Here is a 25,431-nt window from a genome sequence, read left to right on the forward strand (position 1 = left end):
CGCAACCTTGCCAAGGTTGAGGTCACGAGTTCGAGCCTCGTGTGTCGCTCCAAATAAAATAAAAGCGCTGAATTATATTCAGCGCTTTTATTTTATTTAAAATTAATGCTGTGAAGCATTAACCTCATAAAAAATTCTGCTCTTTTAGAACATTCTGATTCAAATATCAAACAAGAATCAAGCCGTCTATATTATCTATCTGTATTTACCGTATTTCTCAATGATTTATGGCAACAGAGGAATAGTTATATGTGTTCATTACCATATAACTAACAGACTTATCCACACGTTAAATTTTGTGGATAAGTCTGTTAGTTGTTTTGAAATGGCCTTATAAAAAAGAGATGGAATAAAGATCTTCTTTCTATTTAATGATCGTAGGTATTGTTGTTTTTATTTATCTACTTGATATTTAAGGATTTAATATTTTATATGCATTATTTTGAACGATTTGAAAGATCTTTTTGCTTGACTTCTTTGATCCTAATCATATTCCTGTCTTGTGTTTAACTTTTATATTAATCATATTGTTTGCCTCACATAAAAATGTTTTCCACATTTATTACGATCAGCCTCTAATTTTATTTATAAGTAAAAAGCGTAGCGTTATATGCTGTTGGGTATTAGGCGTCTCTTGGTAAGCCTTTTTCTATAATGCGAATAAGGCGTTGCTCTTTTCTATTTTGATTTACTTGATGAGATTGCTGCTGCTCTATTGCCCAAAGAAGGTGAATATCTAAATTATCATCTAGGTTAAGTCGTTCATTAAGTGCAGAGATAATCTCACTAGAGTGAGGTGCGTTTCCCATCGCAATAGATATATTACGTAACCATTGCAGGTGACCAATACGGCGAATGGCAGACCCTTCCATATTTTTTAAAAAGGTCGCTTCATCCCAAGCAAAAAGAGAAAGTAAGTCTGAATTATCTAGTGACTCTCTACGATAAAAGTCACTTTGTTGTGTAATGTCTGCTTCGCGGTTCCAAGGGCAGACCAATTGGCAGTCATCACAGCCATAAATTCGATTTCCCATTAATGAACGGAATTCTTCGGGAATGACGTCACTGCTTTCAATAGTGAGATAGGAAATGCAGCGACGAGCATCAATAACGCCATTATCTAATATCGCATTAGTAGGGCAAGAAGTGATACAAGCTGTACATTTACCACATTGATTCTCAATTGGCTTATCAATAGGTAATGGGATATCAACTAATAACTCACCTAAGAAAAACCAAGAACCAGCATTTTTATCAAGTAATAGTGAGTGCTTCCCTGTCCAGCCGAGCCCTGCTTTTTCAGCTAAAGGTCTTTCTAGAATAGGAGCAGAATCCACAAACGGTCGATAACCGAGTAGTTCGACTTCCGCTTCAATTTTTTGACCTAGTTTCTTGAGTTGGTTTCGGATCAGCTTATGATAGTCACGACCTAGGGCATATCGACTAATATAAGCTTGAGTTGGATCGCTTAAATTACTAGCGAAACCTGCTTGGGGTGGAAGATAATCCATACGAGCACTAATGACTCGAATAGTGCCAGGGTGAAGTTCATCTGGTCTTGCTCTCATTACTCCATGGCGGGCCATCCAGTCCATAGAACCGTGATAGCCAGCTTCAAGCCATTGCTCTAAAGCTGCTTCATGTTGAGACAGGTCAACGTCACAGATCCCAACTTTTTGAAAGCCAAGTTCCTGTGCCCATACCTTGATGTTATTTGCGAGTGCTTGATAGTTAATTTTCACAGAGAGATTACATTTTTTTATTACAGTATTATAAGTAAAAGTTTATCATATAGGATTGATAAGACGTACTTCAATACGATTAAAAGGCATTGAATTAACGCAGACTATACAGACTTGTGTGTAAATGTTCAGAATATAAATTGTGAATCTAATACCAAGTCCATCATTTTAGACAATTAAAATAGTGAAATTAGTGAATAATGGAACGCTTTGAATTTAATTTAGCTACTGAAGACGACACTGTTGAATTCGGTAGACAGCTCTCTCAAGCTTGTACCCAACAAACCACCATTTTTCTACATGGTGATCTTGGTGCAGGGAAAACTACATTTAGCCGAGGCTTTATTCGCTCTTTGGGTCACGTAGGTAATGTGAAAAGTCCTACCTATACTTTAGTTGAGCCTTATGAATTGGATAAGTGGCAAGTGTATCATTTTGATCTCTACCGTTTAGCTGATCCTGAAGAGTTAGAATTTATGGGGATCCGTGATTACTTTACTGATGATGCAATTTGTTTAGTTGAGTGGCCAGAGAGAGGCGAAGGGTTATTACCAAGTCCTGATATTGATATTGAACTTCGTTATGATGGTGAAGCTCGTCATGTTGTGATTACGGGTAATAATGAATATGGATGTAGTTTAGTGCAGCGGTTAGATTTGTGTTAATCGGTAAATATTTTCGAGTTTTATGGTATATGCTATTTGTTGTTTTATCGACAGGTAGCTTTTCTGTATTTGCTAATACGTTAGAGGGAGTACGGGTTTGGCCTTCGCCAGATGAAACTCGTATTGTTATCGATCTGAATTCAGAAGCGAATTATAGCTACTTTACGTTGAGTAGCCCTTCTCGTTTGGTTGTCGATCTTAAAGATACTAATGTAAAAGCCAAGCTACCATTAAATGTAAAAGACAGTAATGTCTTAAGTAAAATCCGTAAGAGCTCTCCTCCTTCAAAGGGGACGACTCGATTGGTTTTTGAGCTTAAGCATTCTGTGGTAGCTAAGTTATTTAAATTAGCACCTACGCCTGGGGGCCAATACGGTCACCGTTTAGTGATGGACTTGCCTCATACATCAACATCAGGATCTAAGCCAACGCCAAGCAAACCAACGAAACCTTCAAAACCTATAATCAACTCTACTATGAACCACATTGTAGGTAATGGAGAGATTGTTATTGCCATTGATGCAGGACATGGTGGTGAAGATCCAGGTTCTATTGGTCCAACAAGAAAATACGAAAAGCACGCCACGCTCGCTATTTCAAAAAAAGTGGTTGCTCAAATAAATGCTCAGCCAGGTATGCGAGCAGTCATGACTCGTGGCGGCGATTATTTTGTTAATTTGAATAAGCGTACTGAGATTGCTCGAAAGAATAAATCTCACTTACTGGTTTCTATTCATGCTGATAGCTTTCGTTCTCCACAACCAAGAGGGGGATCTGTTTTTGTACTTAATACTCGCAGAGCGAATACCGAAATTGGTCGTTGGGTAGAAAAACATGAGAAGCAATCGGAATTACTCGGTGGGGCAGGTGATGTACTTGCTAAAAACAGTAATGATAAAAACGTAAGCCAGACGCTACTAGATCTACAGTTTAGCCATTCTCAAAAGGAAGGTTATAAGCTAGCTACGGATGTTCTTGCTGACATGGGGAAAGTGATTAAGCTTCATAAGAAAGCCCCAGTTAATGCAAGTTTGGCAGTATTAAAGTCACCGGATATCCCTTCTATTCTGATTGAAACGGGTTTTATATCTAATCCAACAGAAGAGAAACAGCTTTTCCAACGTGGACATCAAGATAAAATTGCTCGTGCGATTTCAAAAGCGATCATTCGTTATCTTCATGAGAACCCACCACAAGGAACCTTGCTTGCTGCACAAGATCAGCAGAGTAAGCATAAAGTGAGTTCTGGTGAATCATTGTCTTTAATTGCTAAAAAATATGGTACGACAACAGCGAAACTGAAGAGTGCAAATAAACTAAAGAGTGCAAGCTTAGCAGTTGGACAAGTATTAATAATCCCAAGCAATAAACCAGTTTATGTTGCACCTAAAGTGTCGACACCAAAAGCGAAATCGTCAGTGACACAATCACGTAAAACGATTACTCACACGGTTCGCTCTGGTGAATATTTAGGAAAAATAGCATCGAGATATAAAGTATCTACCAGCAATATTCGTTCATTGAATAGACTTAAATCAGATACTTTGTTTGTCGGCCAAAGACTAAAAGTAAGCATTGTTGCTCCAATTCAAAAGCATACGGTGAAACGTGGTGAATTCTTAGGTAAAATTGCGACTAAATATGGAGTGTCTGTATCTAGCCTTAGAAAAACCAATAAATTGCGTTCAGATGAATTGGCTGTAGGACAGGTGCTCGTTATACCAACCAGTTAAAAAGGACAGGGTTATGCCAATTCAAATCTTACCAGCTCGATTAGCCAACCAAATAGCGGCTGGTGAGGTTGTGGAACGCCCTGCGTCTGTTGTTAAAGAGTTGGTCGAAAACAGTATCGATGCGGGAGCAACTCGCATCGATATTGATATTGAAAAAGGTGGAAGTAAGTTAATTCGTATTCGAGATAACGGCTCTGGTATCGCTAAAGAGGAGTTGACTCTAGCCTTGAGTCGTCATGCGACCTCTAAAATTACAACTCTTGATGACTTAGAAGCGATTGTTAGTTTAGGCTTTCGTGGTGAAGCGCTTGCTTCGATAAGTTCTGTATCCCGCCTCACATTAACCTCTCGTACGATAACTCAAGAAGAAGCGTGGTCAGCGCACGCTGAAGGTCGAGATATGGAGGTAAAATTAAAACCAGCTGCTCACCCAATTGGCACCACGATAGATGTAGTTGATCTTTTCTTTAATACGCCTGCTCGCCGAAAATTCCTTAAAGCCGATAAAACAGAATTTACTCATATTGATGAATTACTCAAACGTATTGCGCTTAGTCGATTGGATATTACGATCACTCTACGTCATAACGGTAAACAAATACGTCAATATCGAGCTGCTCAAACTAAAACGCAAGTTGAAAAGCGCCTTGCAGCAGTCTGTGGTTCTAACTTTTTACAGCATGCATTAGAAGTAGAATTAAAGCATGGAGAGTTAATATTTCATGGTTGGATTTCTTCACCTGAAGGGGCGCGTGTGCAGGGCGATATTCAATATTGTTACGTGAATGGTCGTATGATGAAAGATAAATTGATCAATCATGCAATTCGACAAGGTTATGAATCTTCGTTACTGGCGAACCAATATGCAGCATATATTTTATTTATTGAGATAGATCCACATGATGTTGATGTGAATGTGCATCCAGCAAAACACGAAGTACGTTTTCATCAAGCACGCTTAGTTCATGATTTTATCTATCAAGCTATTTATGGCGCACTACAGCAAAGTGCCACGTTATCTTTACCTCAAGACGGTGAAAGTATCATTGAGGATAAGGAAGCGTATTTCCCACCAATGAAAGAGTATGTTCGTCAGCCTCAACAAGATTACTTTCAAAAAGAGAGTAGCGCGAAGGCTGAACAACTAAAAAATGCGGTGGATTCAGCACCAAGTTATCCAAATAAAGCACCATCAGATTCTTGGGTATCTAGAGCGACAACACCTGTAACGTCATTTTCTTCAGCTAACATTAACAGTAGCCCTCGATCTTTTCAAAATGACAAGCCATCACAAAAAGAGCTGAATCAATATAAGGCGTTATTAACAACGAAGGACAGAGATGCGAAGTCATCATTTCATCAAGTTAATGAAACGACGTTAAATACGGCTGAAAAAATGCCAACAATAGAAAAACATGTACCAACAATGAGTGCTGTTTCTGATGATAACGTATCATTAGGAAAGGTATTAAGTGTGGTAGAAAGAGTCTTTGCTTTGTTACAGCAGGGAGCTCAATTGCAATTGGTTGATTTACGTTATGCTGAATTCTTAAAAAGTTACGGGCAACTTAATAGCATATATATTGAGCCATTAAGAGCTCAGCCTTTATTAATCCCACTTTCTGTCGGAGTTGAAGAGGGGATATGTAATAAAGTATTAGATTACGTTTCTTTCTTGAAACCTCTCGGTATTGATCTTAAAGTTAAAAATAGTACTAACGTGATCGTTATGGCGGTTTGTCAGCCGATCAGGCAGCAGAATTTACAACAATTGATCCCGAATCTGTTAAGGTATCTAAACGACATCAATCCGTCACTTGAACAGGTAATAACTTGGCTTGCTCATCAGGTTCAACATGAAGAAGCAAATTATAGTACCGCTCAAGCGATACAATTAGTGATGGAATTAGAGCAGTTATGGGGAAGTAAGCTCCCTCAGTTTTATCAAAAACTGCTTAAAAACATCGATATTACTCAGGCGATACAAGCATTTAGTCATGAATAAAGCATTACCACAAGCCATCTTCTTAATGGGACCGACTGCGTCAGGTAAAACAAATTTAGCAATTGAATTGCGAAAACGTTTTCCTGTAGAGTTGATAAGCGTAGACTCAGCCCTTATTTATAAGGGTATGGATATTGGTACAGCAAAACCAAATGAAGCGGAACTTTTACAGGCTCCTCATCGTCTTATTGATATTCTAGAACCGACGGAAAGCTATTCAGTAGCAGAATTTCGTCGTGATGCGCTAAAAGAGATGGAAGACATTGTTGCTCAAGGAAAGATACCTTTATTAGTCGGTGGTACAATGTTGTACTACAAAGCACTACTTGAAGGTCTTTCGCCATTACCAGCAGCGGATGCTGACATTAGAGCTCAAATTGAGCAAGAAGCGGAGAATCTTGGATGGGAGGCTATGCATGATCAATTAAAACAAATTGATCCTGTATCAGCAGAGAGAATTCATCCAAATGATCCACAACGACTTTCCCGAGCGTTGGAAGTATTTCGAATTTCGGGTAAAACATTAACCGAATTAACCCAGATTAAAGGGGAAGCTTTGCCTTATCAGGTGCATCAATTTGCGATAGCACCAAAAGAAAGGGCAGAAATTCACCGTCGTATTGAACTGCGATTTGAGAATATGATGGAAGCTGGTTTTGAAGAAGAGGCTCGTGCGTTATACGAACGAGAAGAGCTTCATACAGACTTACCTTCTATTCGATGCGTAGGCTATCGACAAATGTGGGACTATTTTGACGGGGAATGCACATTAGATGACGCAATTTTTCGCGGAGTTTGTGCGACTCGTCAATTGGCCAAGCGACAAATTACCTGGCTACGTAGCTGGAAAGAATTAACTTGGCTGGATAGTGATGACATTGATGGTGCCCTACAGACGATCTCTGATCGTTTAGAGAAAAAATAAGCACAAAAACGTATCAATGTTGTTTAACTTCAGAGCATTTAGTCATAAGCTAAAGACTAATAGCTAAATAAAATTACAATTACAAACCAAAAAGGAAAAAAAAATGGCTAAAGGACAATCTTTGCAAGACCCATTTTTGAATGCACTGCGTCGTGAAAGGATTCCAGTGTCTATCTATTTAGTAAATGGGATTAAATTACAGGGACAAATCGAATCATTCGATCAATTTGTTATCCTATTGAAGAACACAGTAAATCAGATGGTATATAAGCATGCGATCTCTACTGTAGTTCCAGCTCGTGCTGTAAGCCATCACACTGCAAGTGATCGCCCACAAGACGAGCGTCCACAAGAAACAACAGAAGAATAGTCCTATTCTATTATTGAATAGATGGCCTATTAAGGAGTTAATGCTTGTTTGACCGTTATGAATCCGGTGAACAGGCTATTCTTGTGCATATTAACTTCACTTATAAAGGGGAGTTGGAAGATCTCGACGAATGCAAAATGTTGGTATCTTCTGCGGAGATAAACACATTAGCTGTTGTGAAGGGAACCCGTCAATCTCCACTCCCTAAATATTATGTAGGTGAGGGTAAGGCTCTCGAAATTGCTGAGCCAGGATCAGAGCTGAAATCCCAACTGTTTGCTACGCTCGATCCTACGCTACGTAAGATTGAAGTTGCAGATGTGGGTACTTCAATACTTGTTGATACCGTCGGTTTTATCCATCATTTACCCCATGATCTTGTTGCTGCCTTTAAAGGCAACACAGCAAGAAACGCAAGAAGCTAATATCTTGTTACATGTTGTCGATGCCAGTGATGAGCGTTTTCGTGAGAATATTGAAGCAGTAGATATGTTCTTGAAGAGATAGATGCCCATGAGGTGCCTTATCTTCTCGTAATGAATAAGATTGATAACTTAGAAGATCAACAACCACGAATTGAACGTGATGAGGAAGGGGTTCCTCAATGTGTTTGGGTTTCAGCAATGGACGGTCAGGGCATTGATTTACTTTTTCAAGCATTAACGGAACGATTAGCAGGACAAATGGTAGAGCATACATTGTTATTACCACCTGAGTTGGTTGGGTGTTTTCGAAGTAAGTTCTTTCAAATGCATAGCATTATAAAAGAAGAATATCAGGATGATGGCAGCTTGCTTATTGATATACGTATGCAGCAAGTTGATTGGTCTAAATTAGAAAAACGTGAAGAGACTCCGTTAAGTCATTTTTTAATGATGCAATGAGAGTACACAGAATTCTTTATCTTCATAATTACTTTGGAGTTTTCTAATGGCGTGGAATGAGCCTGGAAATAATAACAATAACGACAACAGCAAGAGTGGCGGTGGCGATAATAAAGACCCTTGGGGTAATAAAAATCGTGGCGGTCGTGATCAAGGTCCACCAGATCTTGATGAAGTATTTAACAAGCTAAGTCAAAAACTGAGCGGTAAGTTCGGTGGTGGCAATAAGGGCGGAAACAATAAAGGTGGCAGTGGCTTACCTTCATTTGGTAATGGTGGTGCAATTGGCCTAGGCCTTATCGCCGTTGTTGCCATTGGTATTTGGGTTTTCTCTGGTTTCTATACGATTGGTGAAAGTGATCGTGGTGTGGTTCTGCGTTTAGGGAAATACGATCGCATGGTTGATCCAGGTCTAAACTGGAAACCAACGTTTATTGACCAAGTAACACCAGTAAATATTCAAGCTATTCGTTCATTAAACTCAAAAGGTTTAATGCTAACGAAAGATGAGAATGTAGTTACGGTTGAAATGGGTGTTCAATATCGTGTTGCGGATGCAAGAAAGTATCTGTACACCGTAGTCAATGCTGATGATAGTTTACGTCAAGCGACTGATTCTGCGCTTCGTGCGGTAATTGGTGATGCGAAAATGGATGACATTTTGACCAGTGGTCGTCAAGTGATCCGTCAACGTACTCAAGAGACTCTGAATCGTATTGTTGATAAATATGATATGGGGTTAATAGTCGTTGATGTCAACTTCCAACTTGCTCGTCCACCAGAACAAGTGAAAGCGTCATTTGATGATGCTATCGCAGCTCGAGAAGATGAAGAGCGTTTCATTCGTGAAGCAGAAGCATACAGTAATGATATTCTTCCTAAAGCGACAGGTCGTGCTGAACGTCTGAAGAAAGAAGCTCAAGGTTACACAGAACGTACAGTTAACGGAGCGATTGGTCAAATTGCTCAGTTTGAAAAGCTATTACCTGAATATAATAAAGCACCTGAAGTCACACGTACTCGTTTGTATCTTGATACGATGGAGCGTGTATACAGCAACACAAGTAAGGTTCTTATTGATTCTGAATCTAATGGTAACTTGTTATATCTTCCATTAGATAAAATGATGGGTAGCCAAGGTTCTGTTAAGTCAGCTCCTCAAACATCAACGTCATCATCTAAAAATTATGATTTTGAGTTAGAGAAGAACGGACAACCTGAACCAAAAACAAATACTACAGGTCGAACTACAACTCGTGAAGGGAGATATTAATCATGCGTAAGTTAATGATCCCAACGCTTATCGTTGTTATCGCTATTTTCTTAATGTCACTGTTTGTGATCCCAGAAGGTGAACGCGGTATCGTTACTCGATTTGGTCGTTTGATTAAAGACGATAACGAAATTACACGTATCTACGAACCTGGTTTGCATTTCAAAATGCCAATGTTCGATCGTGTTAATACGTTAGATGCTCGTATTCAAACAATGGATGATCAATCAGACCGTTTCGTAACATCAGAGAAAAAAGACGTTATTATCGATTCATACGTTAAATGGAAGATCAAAGATTTTGGTCAATTCTATCTAGCGACTGGCGGTGGTAACATCTTAACGGCAGAGTCACTATTACAACGTCGTGTATCTGATGGCCTACGAGCTGAGATTGGTAGTAAAACCGTGAAAGAGATCGTTTCTGAGAAGCGTGAACAAGTAATGGCGACAGTACTTTTAGATTCTCAAGAAGGTACGGGTGATTTAGGTATTGAAGTGATTGATTTACGAATCAAGAAAATCAATTTACCTGAAGAGATCTCTGAATCGATTTACCGTCGTATGCGTGCAGAGCGTGAAGCTGTAGCTCGTAAATTACGTTCTCAAGGTCGTGAGAAAGCCGAGGTTATTCGTGCTCAATCAGAACTTGAAGTAGCGACTATTATTGCAGAAGCAGATAAGACCGCACAAATTACTCGTGGTGATGCGGATGCGAAAGTTGCAAAACTGTATGCAGATACGTTTAACAAAGAGCCTGAATTCTTTAGTTTTATTCGTTCATTACGTGCATATGAAAAATCATTCAACAGTAAGAATGACATCTTAGTACTTGATCCTAAGACTGACTTCTTCAAATACATGAATGATCCAATGGGTGGAAAATAAATCTAGTCCTAGATTTTAATTCATACTAATTAAACAAGGTCCTTCGGGGCCTTGTTTTGTTTCTGCTAGGTAGATATTGAAAGGGTAAGTGATGAGTAATGCAGTATGGTTAGCGATTGGTGGTGTACTTATTGTTGAAGGTTTAGGTCCATTAATTGCCCCTAATGGCTGGCGTAATATGGTCGCTCAATTGAGTGAACAGCCCGATAATACATTGCGTCGGATTGGTGGGTGTTTGGTGGTTTCTGGGATAGTTATTTGCAGTGTGATGTTTTGATCTTTTATCTATATGTGAGGTTGTAAACTTGTTTTTTATTTTATTGAGAATAATAAATGATAAATTTGTTTATATTGACAGCGCTTTATTGTGAAAGTGAGATTTCGCTTAAAAATAACTGAAACATTTTTCTATCAATGCTAGAATCCATTTTTAACTAACAAGCAGACTTTGGAAAGATGGGAAATAACGTAGTCGTTCTGGGCACCCAATGGGGTGACGAAGGTAAAGGTAAAATAGTAGACCTTTTAACTGAAGATGCAAAGTATGTGGTTCGCTATCAAGGCGGTCACAATGCAGGCCATACTCTAGTTATCGACGGTGAAAAAACCGTTCTACACTTGATACCATCAGGTATCTTACGTAATAATGTTGAATGCATTATTGGTAATGGCGTAGTACTTTCACCTGATGCTTTACTAAAAGAAATGGCGCCACTTGAAGCGCGTGGCATTCCAGTTCGTGAACGCCTATTCATTTCTGAAGCTTGTCCTCTAATTCTTCCTTATCACGTAGCGCTAGACCAAGCGCGTGAAATCGCACGTGGTAACAAAGCAATTGGTACAACTGGTCGTGGTATCGGTCCAGCGTACGAAGATAAAGTATCTCGTCGTGGCCTACGTGTTGGCGATCTGTTTGATAAAGTTGTTTTTGCTGAAAAACTAAAAGAAGTAATGGAATACCATAACTTCGCGCTAGTTAACTACTACAAAGTAGAGGCAGTAAGCTATGAAGAAGTTCTTGAGCAAGCAATGAGCTATGCTGATCTACTTACTTCAATGGTTATCGATGTTACTGATACTCTTGATGCAGCGCGTAAGCGTGGCGACAAGATTATGTTTGAAGGTGCTCAAGGTACACTTCTAGATATCGACCATGGTACTTACCCTTATGTAACGTCTTCTAACACGACTGCTGGTGGTGTTGCTGCTGGTTCTGGTTTTGGTCCTCGTCACTTAGGCTATATCCTAGGCATTACTAAAGCATACTGTACTCGTGTAGGTTCTGGTCCGTTCCCTACTGAATTGTATGACGGTCTAGATAAACAAGATCCAGTTGGTAAGCACTTAGGTACTGTTGGTCATGAATTTGGCGCAACAACAGGCCGTTTACGCCGTACTGGTTGGTTTGATGCTGTTGCTATGCGCCGTGCAATCCAAATCAACTCTCTATCTGGTATATGTCTAACTAAACTAGACGTATTAGATGGCCTAGAAGAACTTAAAATCTGTACTGGTTACAAGATGAATAATGGTTCTGTACTAGAAGTTTCTCCAATGGCTGCTGAAGCATTTGAAGAAGCAACGCCAGTATACGAAACTATGCCAGGTTGGTCTGAAAATACATTTGGTGCGAAAACAATTGAAGAGCTTCCACAAGCGGCTCTGAATTACATTAAGCGTATTGAAGAATTAACAGGCGTGCCTATTGATATTATCTCTACTGGTCCTGACCGTAACGAGACAATTATCAAAGTACACCCATTCCAAGTTTAATCGCTTAGAGAATGAAGAAAAACCAGCTCATGTAGCTGGTTTTTTTATGTCTAAATTTTGAGGGTAAAGTATTTCATTCATATTTATATCAACATCTGATCAACTATTAATCAATAACTTATAAGGTATGGGCAAAAAATTGCCACTTAGGGCAAATTTTGTCTAAAGAACTTGCCGCTTACGTCGATACAATAAATACAGTTATAAAGAGTTGATGAATTATGAAACTACGACATCTCGTAGCAGCCTGTATGGTAGCACTTGTGCCTATGCATGCTTCTAGCGAAGAGATTGGGGCACCGATCCCAATTTATACCGAAAACCAACTATTTCGACTGTTTGATACCAATTCGCAGCTAAGTCGTGTGAAGACGGTGGATAATTGTCAGTTAGTTGAAGATATCGTTGCACGTGCAACCCAAATTGATTCTCCTGCTTATGAATTCCTTTATGGAGACATGTTGGCGTGGGGTGTGTGTGTAGACCGTGATGTAGAGCTAGGGCTTTACTACATGGAAAATGCAGCAAGGCAGGGTTTGCCTGCCGCATTAGAGCAAATAGGCCGATATTACGCCAAAGGCACATTGGTACAACAAGACCGAGAACGAGCTATCCCATATTTACGTGAAGCGGCAGGTATGGGGAATATAAATGCTCGTATTCATTTAGCTGAGTTGCTTCTTAGTGATTATGGTAGCCCGCTAGATTATGAAGATGCATATCGATGGCTGTATAACTCAGTGACTTCTGATGGCGGTCAGCATAGACGAATTGCAAACTTAAGAAATGGATTGGAAATGCGTATGCCTGGTAATGTGATTGCCAGAGCAAAAAGGCGAGATACGTTCTGGTAGAACGTAATCGTTAATATCTGGCTATGTTAGTTAGATAGGTAATTTCATCAGCTCTAAAAAACGCCCAGTGATTAGTAATCACTGGGCGTTTTTGCATTTTTTAATTTAGCGATTTACAGAACTTTATGAGGGCCAAAGCATTCGTAGTGGATACGATTTTCAGTAACACCAAGTTCAATTAACTGTTTCGCGACATGTTGCATAAAGCCAATAGGACCACAGAAGTAATAATGACCAGCATCAGAGATAATCTCTTCTTTAACTTCAGATAGATTAATCAAACCACTGAATTGGAAATCACAGCCAAGCTTATCAGTGTCTTGTGCTTGGTTATACCAAGTGTAAGCTGAAATATGATCATGCTTTTTAGCTAAAGCAGAAATGTGCTGTTTGAACGCATGCTGAGAGCCATTTTCAGTTGCGTGCAACCAAGTGACTTTTTCTTCATGCTTAGTGAGCGTTTCTAGCATCGAAAGAGTAGGAGTTAAGCCCACTCCTGCTGAAATAAGCGTAACTGGTGTCGATGCCTCAACATCTAAGAAAAAGTCTCCAGCGGGTGCGGTAAGATTTACTTTATCGCCAATATTGAGTGACGCATGTAGGTAATTTGATGCTTTACCGCCTTCTTCTCGTTTTACGGAGATGCGATATGTTTTATCTTGAGGTCCTGAAGATAAGCTGTATTGGCGCACTTCTTGGTTTTCGAATTCTTCAGGGTTTAAATAAATACCGATGTATTGACCTGGCTTAAATGAAGAGACCGCTAAGTCATCTGTTGGCATAAACGTAAAGCTAGTGATGAATTCACTTTCTTTTTCTTTTGTGATTAATTCAAACTCACGCAGTTCACGCCAGCCACCATCAAGATCGTTATTGTCTTGGTAGATTTGCTCTTCGCGTTGAATAAATACGTTAGCAAGAATACCGTAAGCTTCAGCCCACGCATCTAGTACTTCTTGGCCTGGAGAAAACATTTCATCAAGCGTTGCAATTAAGTGACCGCCAACAATATTGTATTGCTCAGCGGTGATCATGAAGCTGGTGTGTTTGTGTGCTATTTTTTCAACAGCAGGCAGTAAGACTGCTAGGTTTTCAATATTACCCGCATACGCGCAGATTGCATTGAATAACGCTTCACGTTGATCGCCATTACGTTGGTTACTCATGTTAAAAATATCTTTTAACTCTGGGTTATGAGCAAACATGCGATCGTAAAAATGAGCGGTTAATGCAGGACCGGTTTGTGCCAGTAATGGAATTGTTGATTTGATGATATCGATAGTGTTTTTGCTGAGCATGATTATTACCTTTAAAGGTGTATTTATAATGTATGTTATAAGTTGTATCTAAAATATATCTTTTAGTCAAGAGAAGAATTACAATGAAAAAGAGACTAAGGAGAGGATATGCAGCTTACAAATTTTACTGACTTTGGCTTGAGAGCCTTGATATACCTAGCTTCGTTGCCTAAAGACGAATTAACCAGTATAACTATTGTGACCGAAACGTTTGATGTTTCGCGTAATCACATGGTGAAAATAATAAACAAATTGGGGCAAGAAGGTTACGTAAAAACCGTTCGAGGAAAGAATGGTGGTATCAGTCTAGGTCAGCCAGCGGATCAGATTATTATCGGTGATGTCATTCGTTCTATTGAGCCATTACAAGTCGTTAATTGTGCTCCTGATTTTTGCCATATCACGTCAGCTTGTCGATTGAAGAGTGCACTTGCTAACGCGAAGCAAGCCTTCTTGAATGAACTGGATAATTACACCATTCAGGATATGTTAACTGATAACAATGAATTGCTGATTTTGTTGCAACGAGTTTAGCTTGTAATTCCAGATCCTTTCCTATCTGTTGTTTCTATACTCAGGTACAATTACCTTATTATCTCCTCTGACTAAGCAGGTCCGCCTATGTCTAAGATTATTCAAAACGATCCTTTCAAAGATCGAGAAGCAGAAAAGTACGAGAATCCAATTCCAAGTCGTGAGTTCATTCTTGAATTTTTCCAAAAAGCAGAAGCGCCTTTAAATCGTAATGACTTATTCGAAGCCCTAGGTTTATCTGGCGAAGATAACTATGAAGGTTTACGTCGTCGTTTAAGAGCGATGGAGCGTGATGGACAATTAGTCTTTACACGTCGTCAGTGTTACGCATTACCAGAACGCATTGAAGTGTTAAAAGGTGTGGTACTTGGACACCGTGATGGCTTTGGCTGGGTTCGTCCTGAAGGGAGCGTTGGTAAAGACAACGATGTGCTTTTACCTTTCCACCAAATGAAAAAAGTCATTCATGGTGATGTGGTATTAGTTCAGCCTACAGGTACCGATAAACGAGGTCGCAAAGAAGGTCGTGTTATACGTGTAGTAGAGCCGCATAATGATGGCATTGTAGGTCGATTCTTTATTGAAGATGGTCTAAGTTTTGTTGTGCCTGATGATTCACGCATCAATCAAGATATATTTATTCCTAATGAGCACAAAATGAGTGCTCGTATGGGAAATGTCGTTGTGATTAATATCACTGATCGTGGTGGTCGTGCTCGCGGCATGTCAGGTCACGTTATTGAAGTTCTTGGTGAGAATATGGCTCCAGGAATGGAGATCGATATTGCGCTACGTACTCACAATATTCCTCATGTATGGCCAACAGCGGTTGAAAAACAAGTTGAAGGCTTAGCAGAAGAAGTACCAGAAGAAGCGAAAGAAGGTCGTGTTGATCTTCGTGAATTACCGTTAGTAACTATTGATGGTGAAGATGCACGAGATTTCGATGATGCAGTATTCTGTCAAGCGAAAGCTTCTGGTGGCTGGCGTTTATGGGTAGCGATTGCTGATGTGAGCTACTACGTTCGTCCTGATAATGCATTAGACAAAGAAGCAATTCAGCGTGGTAACTCGGTTTACTTCCCTGCGCAAGTAGTTCCAATGTTGCCAGAAGTATTATCGAATGGTCTGTGTTCATTGAACCCACAAGTTGATCGTTTATGTATGGTGTGTGAGATGACTATCTCTGCATCAGGTAAATTGTCAGGCTTTAAACATTATGAAGCGGTGATGAACTCACACGCTCGTCTTACTTATAACAAAGTAAGCGATATTCTTGATGGTAATGAAGAGCTAAGCCAGCGTTACGAACCATTGGTTCCGCACCTTAAAGAACTGCATAACATGTATCAGGTGCTGAAAACTACACGTGAAGCGCGTGGTGCGATTGAATTTGAAACCATTGAAACCAAATTTATCTTTAATGCTGATCGTAAGATTGATCGTATTGAACCTGTGATCCGCAACGATGCTCATAAAATCATCGAAGAATGTATGATTTTAGCCAACATTGCTTCTGCTTCTTTTGTTGAAAAAGCAAAAGAGCCAGCCTTGTACCGTGTGCATGAATCTCCAGGTGAAGAGCGCTTAATGGGTTTCCGTGATTTCCTAGGAGAGCTTGGTTTAAGCCTATCTGGTGGGTTAACACCATCGCCAACAGATTATGGACAATTGGTGCATTTGATTGCCGATCGTCCAGATAAAGAATTGATCCAAACAATGCTACTGCGCTCAATGAAGCAAGCAGTATATAACGCAGACAACCAAGGTCACTTTGGTCTAGCATTGAAGCGTTATGCTCACTTTACGTCGCCAATTCGTCGTTACCCAGATCTATTGTTACATCGTGCAATTAAGTACCTTGTAGCGAAAGAGAAAGGCCACAATACCGATCGTTGGACACCAACGGGTGGTTATCATTATTCATTTGATGATATGGATGTTTTCGGTGAACAATGTTCAATGACAGAGCGCCGTGCAGACGATGCAACACGTGATGTGTCTGATTGGTTGAAATGTGAATACATGCAAGATCACATTGGCGAAGAGTTAGAAGGTGTGATTGCTAATGTCACCGGTTTTGGTTTTTTTGTTCGCTTGAATGAAATACACATCGATGGTTTGGTTCATATTTCTTCTTTGGCAAATGATTATTACCAATTTGATGCCGCAGGTCAGCGTTTAACGGGTGAAAGCTCAGGTCAGATCTTCCGTTTGGGTGATCAAGTGACGGTGAAAGTTCTTGCCGTTAACTTAGATAGTCGCAACATTGACTTCGAATGCACGACCTCAATGCGTAAAGCGCGTGGTCAAGGTAAAACAGCCAAAGATAATGCGAAGACGCGTGATGATAAAAAAGCACCTCGTCGTGATCCAAGTTTTAAGCCAAAGGCAAAAGATGATAAATCTGAGCCAAAAGGTCGTGGTCAATTAGCTGATCGTAAATCCAAAGGTAAGGGCAAAGTTAATTCAAAAGCTCAAGCTATGGTTGAACCAACGAAACGTCCTGACGGTTCTGCTGAAGGCGTTCCGGCGAAGAAAAAGCCAAGGCATAAGAAGAAAGTACGCGCAAGAAAACCTAAGCCAAAAGCTGAATAGAACACATTCGATGATGAGGCGTTAATGCCTCATCAGAACTACTAATTTGTAATAGAAAGAAGCGATAACATGAGTAATGAATTTCTTTTTGGTATCCACGCTACCAAAGCTGTATTAGAGCGTGATCCTGCCCGTTTTATTGAAATATTTGTATTAAAAGGTCGTGAAGATGATCGTTTATTGCCAATTATCAAAGAGCTAGGTGATCTTGGGTTTAAGATCCAAGAGCTTCCACGTAAAACGTTAGACGACAAAGCTAAAGGTGCGAATCACCAAGGTATTATTGCTCGTGTTACGCCTGCTAAGCAGTTGAATGAACGTGATTTAGACGACATCATGGATAACACAGCGAATCCATTATTCTTGGTTCTTGATGGCGTAACTGATCCTCATAACTTAGGTGCTTGTCTGCGTAATGCTGACGGTGCTGGTGTGGCAGCTGTGATTGTTCCTAAAGATAAATCAGCATCAATGACAGCAACGGTAAGTAAAGTTGCTTGTGGTGCCGCTGAAATGGTTCCTTTAGTTCGTGTGACTAACTTGGCTCGTACTATGCGTGCGCTACAAGAAAAAGGTGTGTGGTTCGTCGGTACCGCAGGTGAAGCAACACATGATGTATATCAAGCTAAACTAACAGGCCCGTTAGCGATTGTTATGGGTGCGGAAGGTGACGGTATGCGTCGCTTAACTCGCGAGACCTGTGATGACCTGATTAAAATTCCTATGGCAGGTTCTGTAACCAGTTTAAATGTTTCTGTAGCTTCAGGTGTTTGTTTATTTGAAGCGGTACGTCAGCGTTCGCTACAAGGCTAAATAGTCTATAAAACAATTGGCTAAGACGGAAGATGATGACGGTTTCATCGTCTTCTTTTTTTTAATTAGATCCGCGAAAATATTTTTGTGATTTAGGTATCTTTTTCTTGCCAATAACGCTGTTTTTCTATACTATCCGCCGTTCTTAATTCTCAGTCTTTTTTTTAGTTCCTTGCTTCCCTTGGATGACTGAGCCAATCGTGGAAGCTGAATAATCCGTAAGGAGCAACCAATGCGTCATTATGAAATCGTATTCATGGTGCATCCTGATCAAAGCGAGCAAGTTGCTGGCATGATCGAGCGTTACACAGGTTCAATCACAGAAGCTGGTGGTACTATCCACCGTCTAGAAGATTGGGGTCGTCGTCAAATGGCTTACCCAATCAACAAACTGCACAAAGCACACTACGTTCTTATGAATGTTGAGTCTGAGCAAGCTGCAATTGATGAACTAGAAACTGCATTCCGTTACAACGATGCTGTTCTACGTAACATGATCATGCGTACTAAAGCTGCGATCACTGAGCCATCAGTAATGATGAAAGCTAAAGAAGAGCGTTCTGCTAAGCGTGAAGACGCTGCACCACGCGCTGAAGAAGCTGCTGAGTAATTGATTTGATGACCAATCGATTGGAGTTAAGCGGTATTATCGCGAAGGCTCCGGTTCGAAGTCTTAGTCCTGCGGGCATACCTCATTGTCATTTTGTCATTGAGCATCGTTCGATTAAACAGGAGGCTGGCTTATCACGTGAAGTCTATTGCAGAATGAACGTGGTAGTTAGTGGACAAGGGTCTCAAGCTTTAACCGCAAACTTGGTTCAGAGTTGTAACATTATGGTGGGTGGTTTTATCACGTATCAGACAGGCCGAAATGGTGTGTCTAAAGTAGTGTTACATGCTGAGCATATTAACTTAATTTAGATCTGGAGATAGCCCATGGCTCGTTTCTTCCGTCGTCGTAAATTCTGCCGTTTTACAGCAGAAGGCGTACAAGAGATTGACTACAAAGACGTAGCAACTCTAAAAAACTACATCACTGAAGCTGGTAAAATCGTACCTAGCCGTATCACTGGTACTCGTGCTAAATACCAACGTCAGCTAGCTCGCGCTATCAAGCGTTCTCGTTACCTTGCACTTCTACCGTACACAGATAAGCATCTGTAAGTCGATAGCGGTTTAAATAAGTTTATAGAGGACTAAGATAATGCAAGTTATTCTACTTGATAAAATCGGTAACCTAGGTAGCCTTGGCGACCAAGTTAACGTTAAAGCTGGTTACGCACGTAACTTCCTTATCCCACAAGGTAAGGTTGTTATGGCAACTAAAGCTAACGTAGAGATGTTTGAAACTCGTCGTGCTGAACTAGAAGCTAACGTTGCTAAGCAACTAGCTGCTGCAGAAGCTCGCGCTGAGTCTGTTAACGCTCTAGAAGTTACTATCGCATCAAAATCTGGTGACGAAGGTAAACTATTCGGTTCAATCGGTAATCGTGATATCGCTGACGCTGCTACAGCTGCTGGCGTTGCAATCGCGAAAAGCGAAGTTCGTCTTTCTGAAGGCGCTCTACGTACAACTGGTTCTTTCGAAGTTAGCATCCAACTTCACTCTGAAGTATTTGCTACATTGAAATTAGTTGTTGTTGCTGAGTAATCATCAATAGCCAATTAATAATTTAAACGTCAGCCTTAGTGCTGGCGTTTTTTTTATCTATCAATTATCTTGTTTAGCCCCTACCTTTCTCGTCTTCTTTATTTCATCTTGAAAATAGCTCAATAACTACTTGAGAAAAATTCATAATCAGTCTCTTGACTTTGAACCCTATAGCATACATTCTGTAGACATATAGACGTCTAAATCGATGTCATCACGGATGATAGATTTTTTGTAGTACTCATTTTAGGTATTACAGCAGGGAGAGAAAGACATGGCCTACTCACACGCAAGCCACTTAGAGTCACTAAATCAAAATATTGCCGAGCTAGATGGTAGCATTAATGTATCTTTTGAATTTTTTCCACCAAGTTCGGAGAAAATGGAAGAAACGCTGTGGAATTCTATTCACCGTTTAAAAACACTGAAACCAAAATTTGTATCGGTTACTTACGGTGCTAACTCTGGCGAGCGTGATCGTACTCACTCCATTATTAAAGAAATTAAAGAGCAAACGGGTCTTATTGCAGCTCCGCATTTAACGTGTATTGATGCGAGCCGTTCAGAGCTTATTGATATCGCGAATGACTATTGGAGTAATGGCATTAAAGATATTGTGGCGTTGCGTGGAGATATTCCTACTGGTGGCGGTGCTCCTGATATGTATGCGTCTGACTTGGTCGAGTTACTAAGATCACTGCATGATTTTGATATTTCAGTCGCTGCTTTTCCAGAAGTTCATCCTGAAGCAAAAAGTGCACAAGCAGATTTATTGAATTTAAAGCGTAAAGTGGATGCGGGTGCGAACCGTGCGATTACTCAGTTCTTTTTTGATGTTGAAAGTTATTTACGTTTCCGTGACCGTTGTGTGTCTGCTGGTATCGATGTTGAGATTATTCCAGGTATTTTACCGGTTTCAAACTTTAAGCAAGCCTCTCGTTTTGCCAAGATGAATAACGTGAAGATCCCAGGTTGGATGGCTCAGCAATTTGAAGGCTTGGATGATGATCCAGTGACTCGTCAAATGGTAGGGGCAAGTCATGCAATCGATATGACACGTATTCTAAGCCGCGAAGGGGTAAAGGATTTTCACTTCTATACGTTAAATCGTGCCGAGCATACCTATGCACTTTGTCATACGCTAGGTGTTCGACCAAAAGGTTAATATCAATAATAATCAAGATAAGTATTATTTAAAGAGCCGTTCATAGTAACGGTTTTTTTTCGTCTGTAGTCTGGGATAGGGATAATAAAAAAGGCCACCGAAGTGACCTTGAATATAGGAAGGTTAATGTTAACGCTATGGTTAGCCTGTATTACGCATACCTGCAGAAATACCTGCAATGGTAACCATCAAGGCTTCTTCAAGCTCTGGTGATGTCTCTTCTTGTTGACGAGTACGGAACAGCAGCTCAGCTTGTAACATGTTTAGTGGATCAACATAGATATTACGTAGTTTGATTGACTCTGAACCCCATGGGTCACTTTCCATTAAGTGATCGCTGTTCTCTACGTTCAATACCGCTTTAATATCCGCTTGTAATTGATTACGTAGACGCTCACCTAGAGGCCATAGAGATTTGTCTGTTAAACGTTGATCGTAGTACTCTGACATTTGTGGGTTACACTTGGTGTATACCATTTCAAGCATACCAAGGCGAGTAGAGAAGAATGGCCATTCACGACACATTTCTTCTAATAGCTCTTGGTGACCTTTATCAATCGAGTACTGAATTGCTTCACCCGCGCCTAACCATGCAGGAAGTACCAGACGGTTTTGGCTCCATGAGAAGATCCAAGGAATAGCTCGTAGACTTTCTACGCCACCATTTGGATTACGCTTAGCAGGACGCGAGCCTAGAGGCAATTTACCTAGCTCTAACTCAGGAGTTGCCGCTCGGAAGTAAGGCACAAAATCTTTTTCGCCACGGACAATGCTACGGTATGCTTCACATGATACTTCAGAAAGTACTTCCATCAGATCACGCCATTCTTGCTTAGGCTCTGGTGGTGGAAGAAGGTTCGCTTCAAGAATCGCACTTGCGTATAAATTAAAACTGTTTACTGCCACTTCAGGTAGACCCAATTTAAATCGGATCATCTCACCTTGTTCTGTTACGCGTAAACCGCCTTTTAAGCTTTTTGGTGGTTGAGATAGAAGTGCAGCATGTGCAGGAGCACCACCACGACCAATGGTGCCGCCGCGACCGTGGAATAAAGTAAGTTCAATATTCTCTTTCTCACAGACTTCAACTAACGCTTCCATCGCACTGTATTGCGCCCAACCTGCAGACATAACACCAGCATCTTTCGCTGAATCAGAGTAACCAATCATTACCATTTGGTGATTCTGGATGAATCCACGATACCAATCGATAGAGAACAGTTGTTCCATCACTTCTTTTGAGCGGTTTAAATCGTCTAGGGTTTCAAATAATGGACAAACATCCATACGGAATGGACAGCCAGCTTCTTGAAGTAGTAAGTGAACAGCCAGTACATCAGATGCAGTACGAGCCATTGAAATAACATAAGAGCCTAATGCTTCTTTTGATTGCTCTGCAACCACTTTACACGTATCTATAACCTCTTGAACTTCGGGAGATGGCTCCCAATTACGAGGAAGTAGCGGACGTTTAGAGCTTAATTCATTAACAAGGAAAGAGATCTTATCTTGCTCGCTCCATTGATCATAATCGCCAATGCCTAAGTAGCGAGTCAACTCTGATAATACGTCTGAGTGACGAGTGCTTTCTTGACGGATATCGAGACGGACTAAGTGTGCACCAAACGCTTTTACACGACGAAGTGTATCAAGTAGAGAGCCTTCAGCAATAATACCCATACCGCAAGCATGCAGAGATTGGTAACAAGCAAACAGAGGATCCCAAAGCTGTGAAGCGTCGGTCAGGATCGTTTTGTTTGGTGCTAATTCGCTTTTCATTTGTGCGTCTAGGTTTTCTAACGTATCTCCTAAAAGAACGCGAAGTTGTTTTAGAATTGCACGGTAAGGTTCGTGTTGATCGCCTGCGAGTTCACGAACTTCATCAGAGCACTTCACCATAGAAAGTTCACTGATTAATTCGTTAATGTCTTTTAGATAAAGATCCGCCGCTTTCCAACGAGAAAGAAGCATCACCTCACGAGTGATTGTATGAGTCACAAATGGATTACCATCGCGATCACCACCCATCCAAGAAGACATATGGACAGGACGAGCATCAATTGGAAGGCCTTCACCTAAGTGACTTGTTAAGCGTTGATCAAACTCACGTAAGAATTCCGGAATACCTTGCCATAGTGAATTCTCAACAACCGCAAAGCCCCACTTAGCTTCATCGAGAGGCGTTGGACGTTCTTGACGAATAACATCTGAATGCCATGCTTGAGCGATTAGTTGCTCAAGACGACGCTCTGTTTTATCGCGCTCTGAAAAAGAAATATCACTAAGTTCAAGTTTTGATAAACATTCATTAATTTTAACCAACTTGTTGATCATGGTGCGACGGGCAATTTCAGTTGGGTGCGCAGTTAAAACAAGTTCGATATTTAATTCACGAACCGCTTGTGCAGTATCCAATTTACTAACGTTATTTTGGTTTAACTTAGAGAATAGAGTACTAATGGCATCAGGTTCGCATACATGGGCTTCACAGTGACGTGAAATGGTATGGTACTGCTCTGCCATGTTAGTTAAATTTAGAAATTGACTGAATGCACGAGCAACAGGAGTCAGTTGTTCATCGGGAAGATTTTTTATTTCTTCAATAAGTGCATTACGGTCATCATCGCTTCCTGCGCGTGCTGTTTTAGACAGCTTACGAATGGTTTCAACTTTAGCTAATAGCTCTTCACCATGTGCGTCTCTAATCGTGTTACCAAGTAGATGACCCAACATGCTTACATTGCTTTTTAAAGCAGCGTACTTTTCATTCATACATACTTCCTATACTGTAATTTTGTTACATCCTAAATTTTTTCTACATCCAATCTATCCGAATTTACCGCGTCGCGTCAAATGTTGAAGAATAAACGATGGCTTTTTAAACAATACATTGCCGTAGATCATCGAATATCTATTTCTGGATTGACGGGTTTTGTAAATTTATTTCAGCTAGAAACAGTTTTTGTACATTAACTTACTCAACACATTAATGGTTGGGTCAATAAAAGAAAATGCTAAGAATTCATCAGGTTGGTGCGCTTGCTCTATAGAACCTGGGCCTAAAACTAAAGTGGGACAAAGATTTTGTAAGAAGGGTGCTTCAGTACAATAGTTAACGGTTTCTACTTCTTGACCACAAATTTCAGCCACATTGGTCACAATCGGGCTATCAGGGCTACATTCATAACCTGGAATAGGTTCGTGAAGCGGGGTGATATCAATACGTCCTGGCCATTTAGCTTCAACGTCTTTCAATGCATCACGCAGCATATTATCTAATCCATCAAGGCTAATTCCCGGTAATGGGCGTACGTCATAATGAAGTTCACAACAGCCGCAAATACGGTTCGGACTGTCACCGCCATGGATATGACCAAGATTTAAGGTTGGATAAGGAATGGAAAACCCAGGGTTGTGGTATTCCTTAACTAACTTATTTTTTAAGTTCATTAAGGCGAACATGATTTCATTCATGATTTCTAGTGCGTTAACACCATGAGCAGGATCAGAAGAGTGACCTGACTTACCAGTAACACGCACCGCATTAGCTACATGCCCTTTATGGCCACGAATTGGTTTTAAGCTCGTAGGTTCACCAATAATGCAATAATCAGGCTGGATTTGTGTATTGGATGCGAAGTGACGAGCACCTAGCATGGTGGTTTCTTCATCACAGGTTGCCAGAATATAAAGCGGTTTGGATTGGTCTTTCCAATTGATGTTTTTCATTGCTTCTAAGATAAATGCAAAGAAGCCTTTCATGTCGGCAGTGCCTAAGCCATAGAAACGGTCATTGGCTTCGGTTAATGCGTGAGGGTCGTAGTTCCAACGACCTTGGTCATAAGGCACGGTATCTGTGTGACCTGCCAATAATAACCCACCTTCACCTGAACCTAATTTAGCCAGTAGATTGAGTTTACCTTTCTCGATTTCTTCAATCTCAACTTCACAGCCTAAATCTTCACACCATTGAGCGAGTTTATGAATCACTTCAGCATTGCCTTCATCCCAACTCGAGTCCGTTGAGCTGATTGAAGAGGTTGAAATGAGTTGTTGATAATAATCTTTAAATTCTGGAAGTTTCATTTATTCATATATCCACTGTTGACACAAAAGAGAGAACCCTGTAAAACACATATTAAATCACATAAAGTGAATAGAAATACAGTTTAGTTTAATTTTGATGAATAAACTAAAATTTAAAAAGGAAAAGTAGTCTCTAATATGTGTAACTCTCAAGTTACCTTGAATGGCATTTTCC

Annotated in this window: 22 protein-coding genes and 1 pseudogene; 19 read left to right on the forward strand and 4 right to left on the reverse strand. The window is 40.4% G+C overall.

Features of this window, described 5'->3' with window-relative positions; genetic code table 11:
- Positions 1–623: 623 nt before the first annotated feature.
- Complete coding sequence (queG, locus tag Q1K78_RS04590) at positions 624–1,736, reverse strand: tRNA epoxyqueuosine(34) reductase QueG (RefSeq protein WP_300175046.1); 1,113 nt, start codon at positions 1,734–1,736, stop codon at positions 624–626.
- A 206-nt stretch (positions 1,737–1,942) separates the two neighbouring features.
- On the opposite strand from queG, the gene tsaE reads away from it, so the two are divergent.
- The 11 genes and pseudogenes from tsaE to Q1K78_RS04645 all read left to right on the forward strand — a co-directional run bounded on the left by tsaE (position 1,943) and on the right by Q1K78_RS04645 (position 13,111).
- The gene (gene tsaE / locus Q1K78_RS04595) at positions 1,943–2,407 is read left to right on the forward strand and encodes a tRNA (adenosine(37)-N6)-threonylcarbamoyltransferase complex ATPase subunit type 1 TsaE (protein WP_300174899.1); all 465 of its coding nucleotides are present in this window, start codon (positions 1,943–1,945) and stop codon (positions 2,405–2,407) included.
- A gap of 29 nt (positions 2,408–2,436) precedes the next feature.
- The gene (locus Q1K78_RS04600; RefSeq protein WP_300174901.1) at positions 2,437–4,140 is read left to right on the forward strand and encodes a LysM peptidoglycan-binding domain-containing protein; all 1,704 of its coding nucleotides are present in this window, start codon (positions 2,437–2,439) and stop codon (positions 4,138–4,140) included.
- A gap of 13 nt (positions 4,141–4,153) precedes the next feature.
- The gene (gene mutL, locus Q1K78_RS04605) at positions 4,154–6,145 is read left to right on the forward strand and encodes a DNA mismatch repair endonuclease MutL (RefSeq protein WP_300174903.1); all 1,992 of its coding nucleotides are present in this window, start codon (positions 4,154–4,156) and stop codon (positions 6,143–6,145) included.
- The gene (gene miaA, locus Q1K78_RS04610; RefSeq protein WP_300174905.1) at positions 6,138–7,070 is read left to right on the forward strand and encodes a tRNA (adenosine(37)-N6)-dimethylallyltransferase MiaA; all 933 of its coding nucleotides are present in this window, start codon (positions 6,138–6,140) and stop codon (positions 7,068–7,070) included. The genes mutL and miaA overlap by 8 nt, the downstream gene beginning before the upstream one ends.
- 103 nt (positions 7,071–7,173) lie before the next feature.
- Entirely contained in the window at positions 7,174–7,440 is a 267-nt protein-coding gene (gene hfq, locus Q1K78_RS04615; RefSeq protein ID WP_300174907.1) for an RNA chaperone Hfq, read from the forward strand.
- Positions 7,441–7,484: 44 nt separating this feature from the next.
- Positions 7,485–8,324, forward strand: a pseudogene (locus Q1K78_RS04620) (GTPase).
- A gap of 46 nt (positions 8,325–8,370) precedes the next feature.
- Positions 8,371–9,597, forward strand: a complete 1,227-nt coding sequence (gene hflK / locus Q1K78_RS04625; protein WP_300174909.1) for an FtsH protease activity modulator HflK — start codon at positions 8,371–8,373, stop codon at positions 9,595–9,597.
- A 2-nt stretch (positions 9,598–9,599) separates the two neighbouring features.
- Complete coding sequence (gene hflC / locus Q1K78_RS04630; protein ID WP_300174911.1) at positions 9,600–10,484, forward strand: protease modulator HflC; 885 nt, start codon at positions 9,600–9,602, stop codon at positions 10,482–10,484.
- 91 nt (positions 10,485–10,575) lie between these two features.
- Entirely contained in the window at positions 10,576–10,761 is a 186-nt protein-coding gene (locus Q1K78_RS04635; protein ID WP_300174913.1) for a DUF2065 domain-containing protein, read from the forward strand.
- A 179-nt stretch (positions 10,762–10,940) separates the two neighbouring features.
- Complete coding sequence (locus Q1K78_RS04640) at positions 10,941–12,257, forward strand: adenylosuccinate synthase (RefSeq protein ID WP_300174915.1); 1,317 nt, start codon at positions 10,941–10,943, stop codon at positions 12,255–12,257.
- A gap of 221 nt (positions 12,258–12,478) precedes the next feature.
- Positions 12,479–13,111, forward strand: coding sequence for a tetratricopeptide repeat protein (locus tag Q1K78_RS04645; RefSeq protein ID WP_300174917.1), 633 nt, complete (start codon positions 12,479–12,481; stop codon positions 13,109–13,111).
- 113 nt (positions 13,112–13,224) lie between these two features.
- Here Q1K78_RS04645 and hmpA read toward each other — a convergent pair whose 3' ends face one another.
- Positions 13,225–14,409, reverse strand: coding sequence for an NO-inducible flavohemoprotein (gene hmpA, locus Q1K78_RS04650; protein ID WP_300174919.1), 1,185 nt, complete (start codon positions 14,407–14,409; stop codon positions 13,225–13,227).
- A gap of 108 nt (positions 14,410–14,517) precedes the next feature.
- On the opposite strand from hmpA, the gene nsrR reads away from it, so the two are divergent.
- From nsrR to metF, 8 genes are all read left to right on the forward strand, one after another.
- Positions 14,518–14,943 (forward strand): nitric oxide-sensing transcriptional repressor NsrR, encoded by a 426-nt coding sequence (gene nsrR, locus Q1K78_RS04655; RefSeq protein ID WP_300174921.1) that lies wholly within the window; start codon positions 14,518–14,520, stop codon positions 14,941–14,943.
- Positions 14,944–15,030: 87 nt separating this feature from the next.
- Positions 15,031–17,541 carry a ribonuclease R gene (rnr, locus tag Q1K78_RS04660; protein WP_300174923.1) on the forward strand — a complete coding sequence of 837 codons (2,511 nt, stop codon included), beginning with the start codon at positions 15,031–15,033 and terminating at the stop codon, positions 17,539–17,541.
- A gap of 69 nt (positions 17,542–17,610) precedes the next feature.
- Positions 17,611–18,354 (forward strand): 23S rRNA (guanosine(2251)-2'-O)-methyltransferase RlmB, encoded by a 744-nt coding sequence (rlmB, locus tag Q1K78_RS04665; RefSeq protein WP_300174925.1) that lies wholly within the window; start codon positions 17,611–17,613, stop codon positions 18,352–18,354.
- Between the two features lie 232 nt (positions 18,355–18,586).
- Positions 18,587–18,964, forward strand: coding sequence for a 30S ribosomal protein S6 (gene rpsF / locus Q1K78_RS04670; protein ID WP_300174927.1), 378 nt, complete (start codon positions 18,587–18,589; stop codon positions 18,962–18,964).
- 8 nt (positions 18,965–18,972) lie between these two features.
- Positions 18,973–19,275, forward strand: a complete 303-nt coding sequence (gene priB, locus Q1K78_RS04675) for a primosomal replication protein N (RefSeq protein ID WP_300174929.1) — start codon at positions 18,973–18,975, stop codon at positions 19,273–19,275.
- 15 nt (positions 19,276–19,290) lie between these two features.
- Positions 19,291–19,518 (forward strand): 30S ribosomal protein S18, encoded by a 228-nt coding sequence (gene rpsR, locus Q1K78_RS04680; protein WP_005421136.1) that lies wholly within the window; start codon positions 19,291–19,293, stop codon positions 19,516–19,518.
- A gap of 40 nt (positions 19,519–19,558) precedes the next feature.
- Positions 19,559–20,005, forward strand: a complete 447-nt coding sequence (gene rplI, locus Q1K78_RS04685; protein ID WP_300174933.1) for a 50S ribosomal protein L9 — start codon at positions 19,559–19,561, stop codon at positions 20,003–20,005.
- 274 nt (positions 20,006–20,279) lie between these two features.
- Entirely contained in the window at positions 20,280–21,170 is an 891-nt protein-coding gene (metF, locus tag Q1K78_RS04690) for a methylenetetrahydrofolate reductase (RefSeq protein WP_300174935.1), read from the forward strand.
- A gap of 141 nt (positions 21,171–21,311) precedes the next feature.
- Here the strand turns inward: metF and ppc are convergent, their stop codons facing one another.
- Both ppc and argE read right to left on the reverse strand, forming a co-directional pair.
- Positions 21,312–23,942 (reverse strand): phosphoenolpyruvate carboxylase, encoded by a 2,631-nt coding sequence (gene ppc, locus Q1K78_RS04695; RefSeq protein WP_300174937.1) that lies wholly within the window; start codon positions 23,940–23,942, stop codon positions 21,312–21,314.
- A 177-nt stretch (positions 23,943–24,119) separates the two neighbouring features.
- A complete protein-coding gene (argE, locus tag Q1K78_RS04700; protein WP_300174938.1) occupies positions 24,120–25,256 on the reverse strand; it encodes an acetylornithine deacetylase in 1,137 nt (378 codons plus the stop codon).
- Between the last annotated feature and the right edge of the window lie 175 nt (positions 25,257–25,431).

This window comes from uncultured Aliivibrio sp., assembly GCF_946479765.1.
Taxonomy (GTDB): Bacteria; Pseudomonadota; Gammaproteobacteria; order Enterobacterales; family Vibrionaceae; genus Aliivibrio.

Excerpts from the sequence above, each read along its gene's own strand:
- argE (WP_300174938.1), bottom strand. The coding sequence starts at position 25,256 with ATGAAACTTCCAGAATTTAAAGATTATTATCAACAACTCATTTCAACC.
- rnr (WP_300174923.1), top strand. The coding sequence starts at position 15,031 with ATGTCTAAGATTATTCAAAACGATCCTTTCAAAGATCGAGAAGCAGAA.
- rplI (WP_300174933.1), top strand. The coding sequence starts at position 19,559 with ATGCAAGTTATTCTACTTGATAAAATCGGTAACCTAGGTAGCCTTGGC.
- priB (WP_300174929.1), top strand. The coding sequence starts at position 18,973 with ATGACCAATCGATTGGAGTTAAGCGGTATTATCGCGAAGGCTCCGGTT.
- ppc (WP_300174937.1), bottom strand. The coding sequence starts at position 23,942 with ATGAATGAAAAGTACGCTGCTTTAAAAAGCAATGTAAGCATGTTGGGT.
- rpsF (WP_300174927.1), top strand. The coding sequence starts at position 18,587 with ATGCGTCATTATGAAATCGTATTCATGGTGCATCCTGATCAAAGCGAG.
- hflC (WP_300174911.1), top strand. The coding sequence starts at position 9,600 with ATGCGTAAGTTAATGATCCCAACGCTTATCGTTGTTATCGCTATTTTC.
- mutL (WP_300174903.1), top strand. The coding sequence starts at position 4,154 with ATGCCAATTCAAATCTTACCAGCTCGATTAGCCAACCAAATAGCGGCT.
- nsrR (WP_300174921.1), top strand. The coding sequence starts at position 14,518 with ATGCAGCTTACAAATTTTACTGACTTTGGCTTGAGAGCCTTGATATAC.
- miaA (WP_300174905.1), top strand. The coding sequence starts at position 6,138 with ATGAATAAAGCATTACCACAAGCCATCTTCTTAATGGGACCGACTGCG.
- hmpA (WP_300174919.1), bottom strand. The coding sequence starts at position 14,409 with ATGCTCAGCAAAAACACTATCGATATCATCAAATCAACAATTCCATTA.
- rpsR (WP_005421136.1), top strand. The coding sequence starts at position 19,291 with ATGGCTCGTTTCTTCCGTCGTCGTAAATTCTGCCGTTTTACAGCAGAA.
- hflK (WP_300174909.1), top strand. The coding sequence starts at position 8,371 with ATGGCGTGGAATGAGCCTGGAAATAATAACAATAACGACAACAGCAAG.
- metF (WP_300174935.1), top strand. The coding sequence starts at position 20,280 with ATGGCCTACTCACACGCAAGCCACTTAGAGTCACTAAATCAAAATATT.
- Q1K78_RS04600 (WP_300174901.1), top strand. The coding sequence starts at position 2,437 with ATGCTATTTGTTGTTTTATCGACAGGTAGCTTTTCTGTATTTGCTAAT.
- Q1K78_RS04640 (WP_300174915.1), top strand. The coding sequence starts at position 10,941 with ATGGGAAATAACGTAGTCGTTCTGGGCACCCAATGGGGTGACGAAGGT.
- Q1K78_RS04645 (WP_300174917.1), top strand. The coding sequence starts at position 12,479 with ATGAAACTACGACATCTCGTAGCAGCCTGTATGGTAGCACTTGTGCCT.
- tsaE (WP_300174899.1), top strand. The coding sequence starts at position 1,943 with ATGGAACGCTTTGAATTTAATTTAGCTACTGAAGACGACACTGTTGAA.
- Q1K78_RS04635 (WP_300174913.1), top strand. The coding sequence starts at position 10,576 with ATGAGTAATGCAGTATGGTTAGCGATTGGTGGTGTACTTATTGTTGAA.
- hfq (WP_300174907.1), top strand. The coding sequence starts at position 7,174 with ATGGCTAAAGGACAATCTTTGCAAGACCCATTTTTGAATGCACTGCGT.
- rlmB (WP_300174925.1), top strand. The coding sequence starts at position 17,611 with ATGAGTAATGAATTTCTTTTTGGTATCCACGCTACCAAAGCTGTATTA.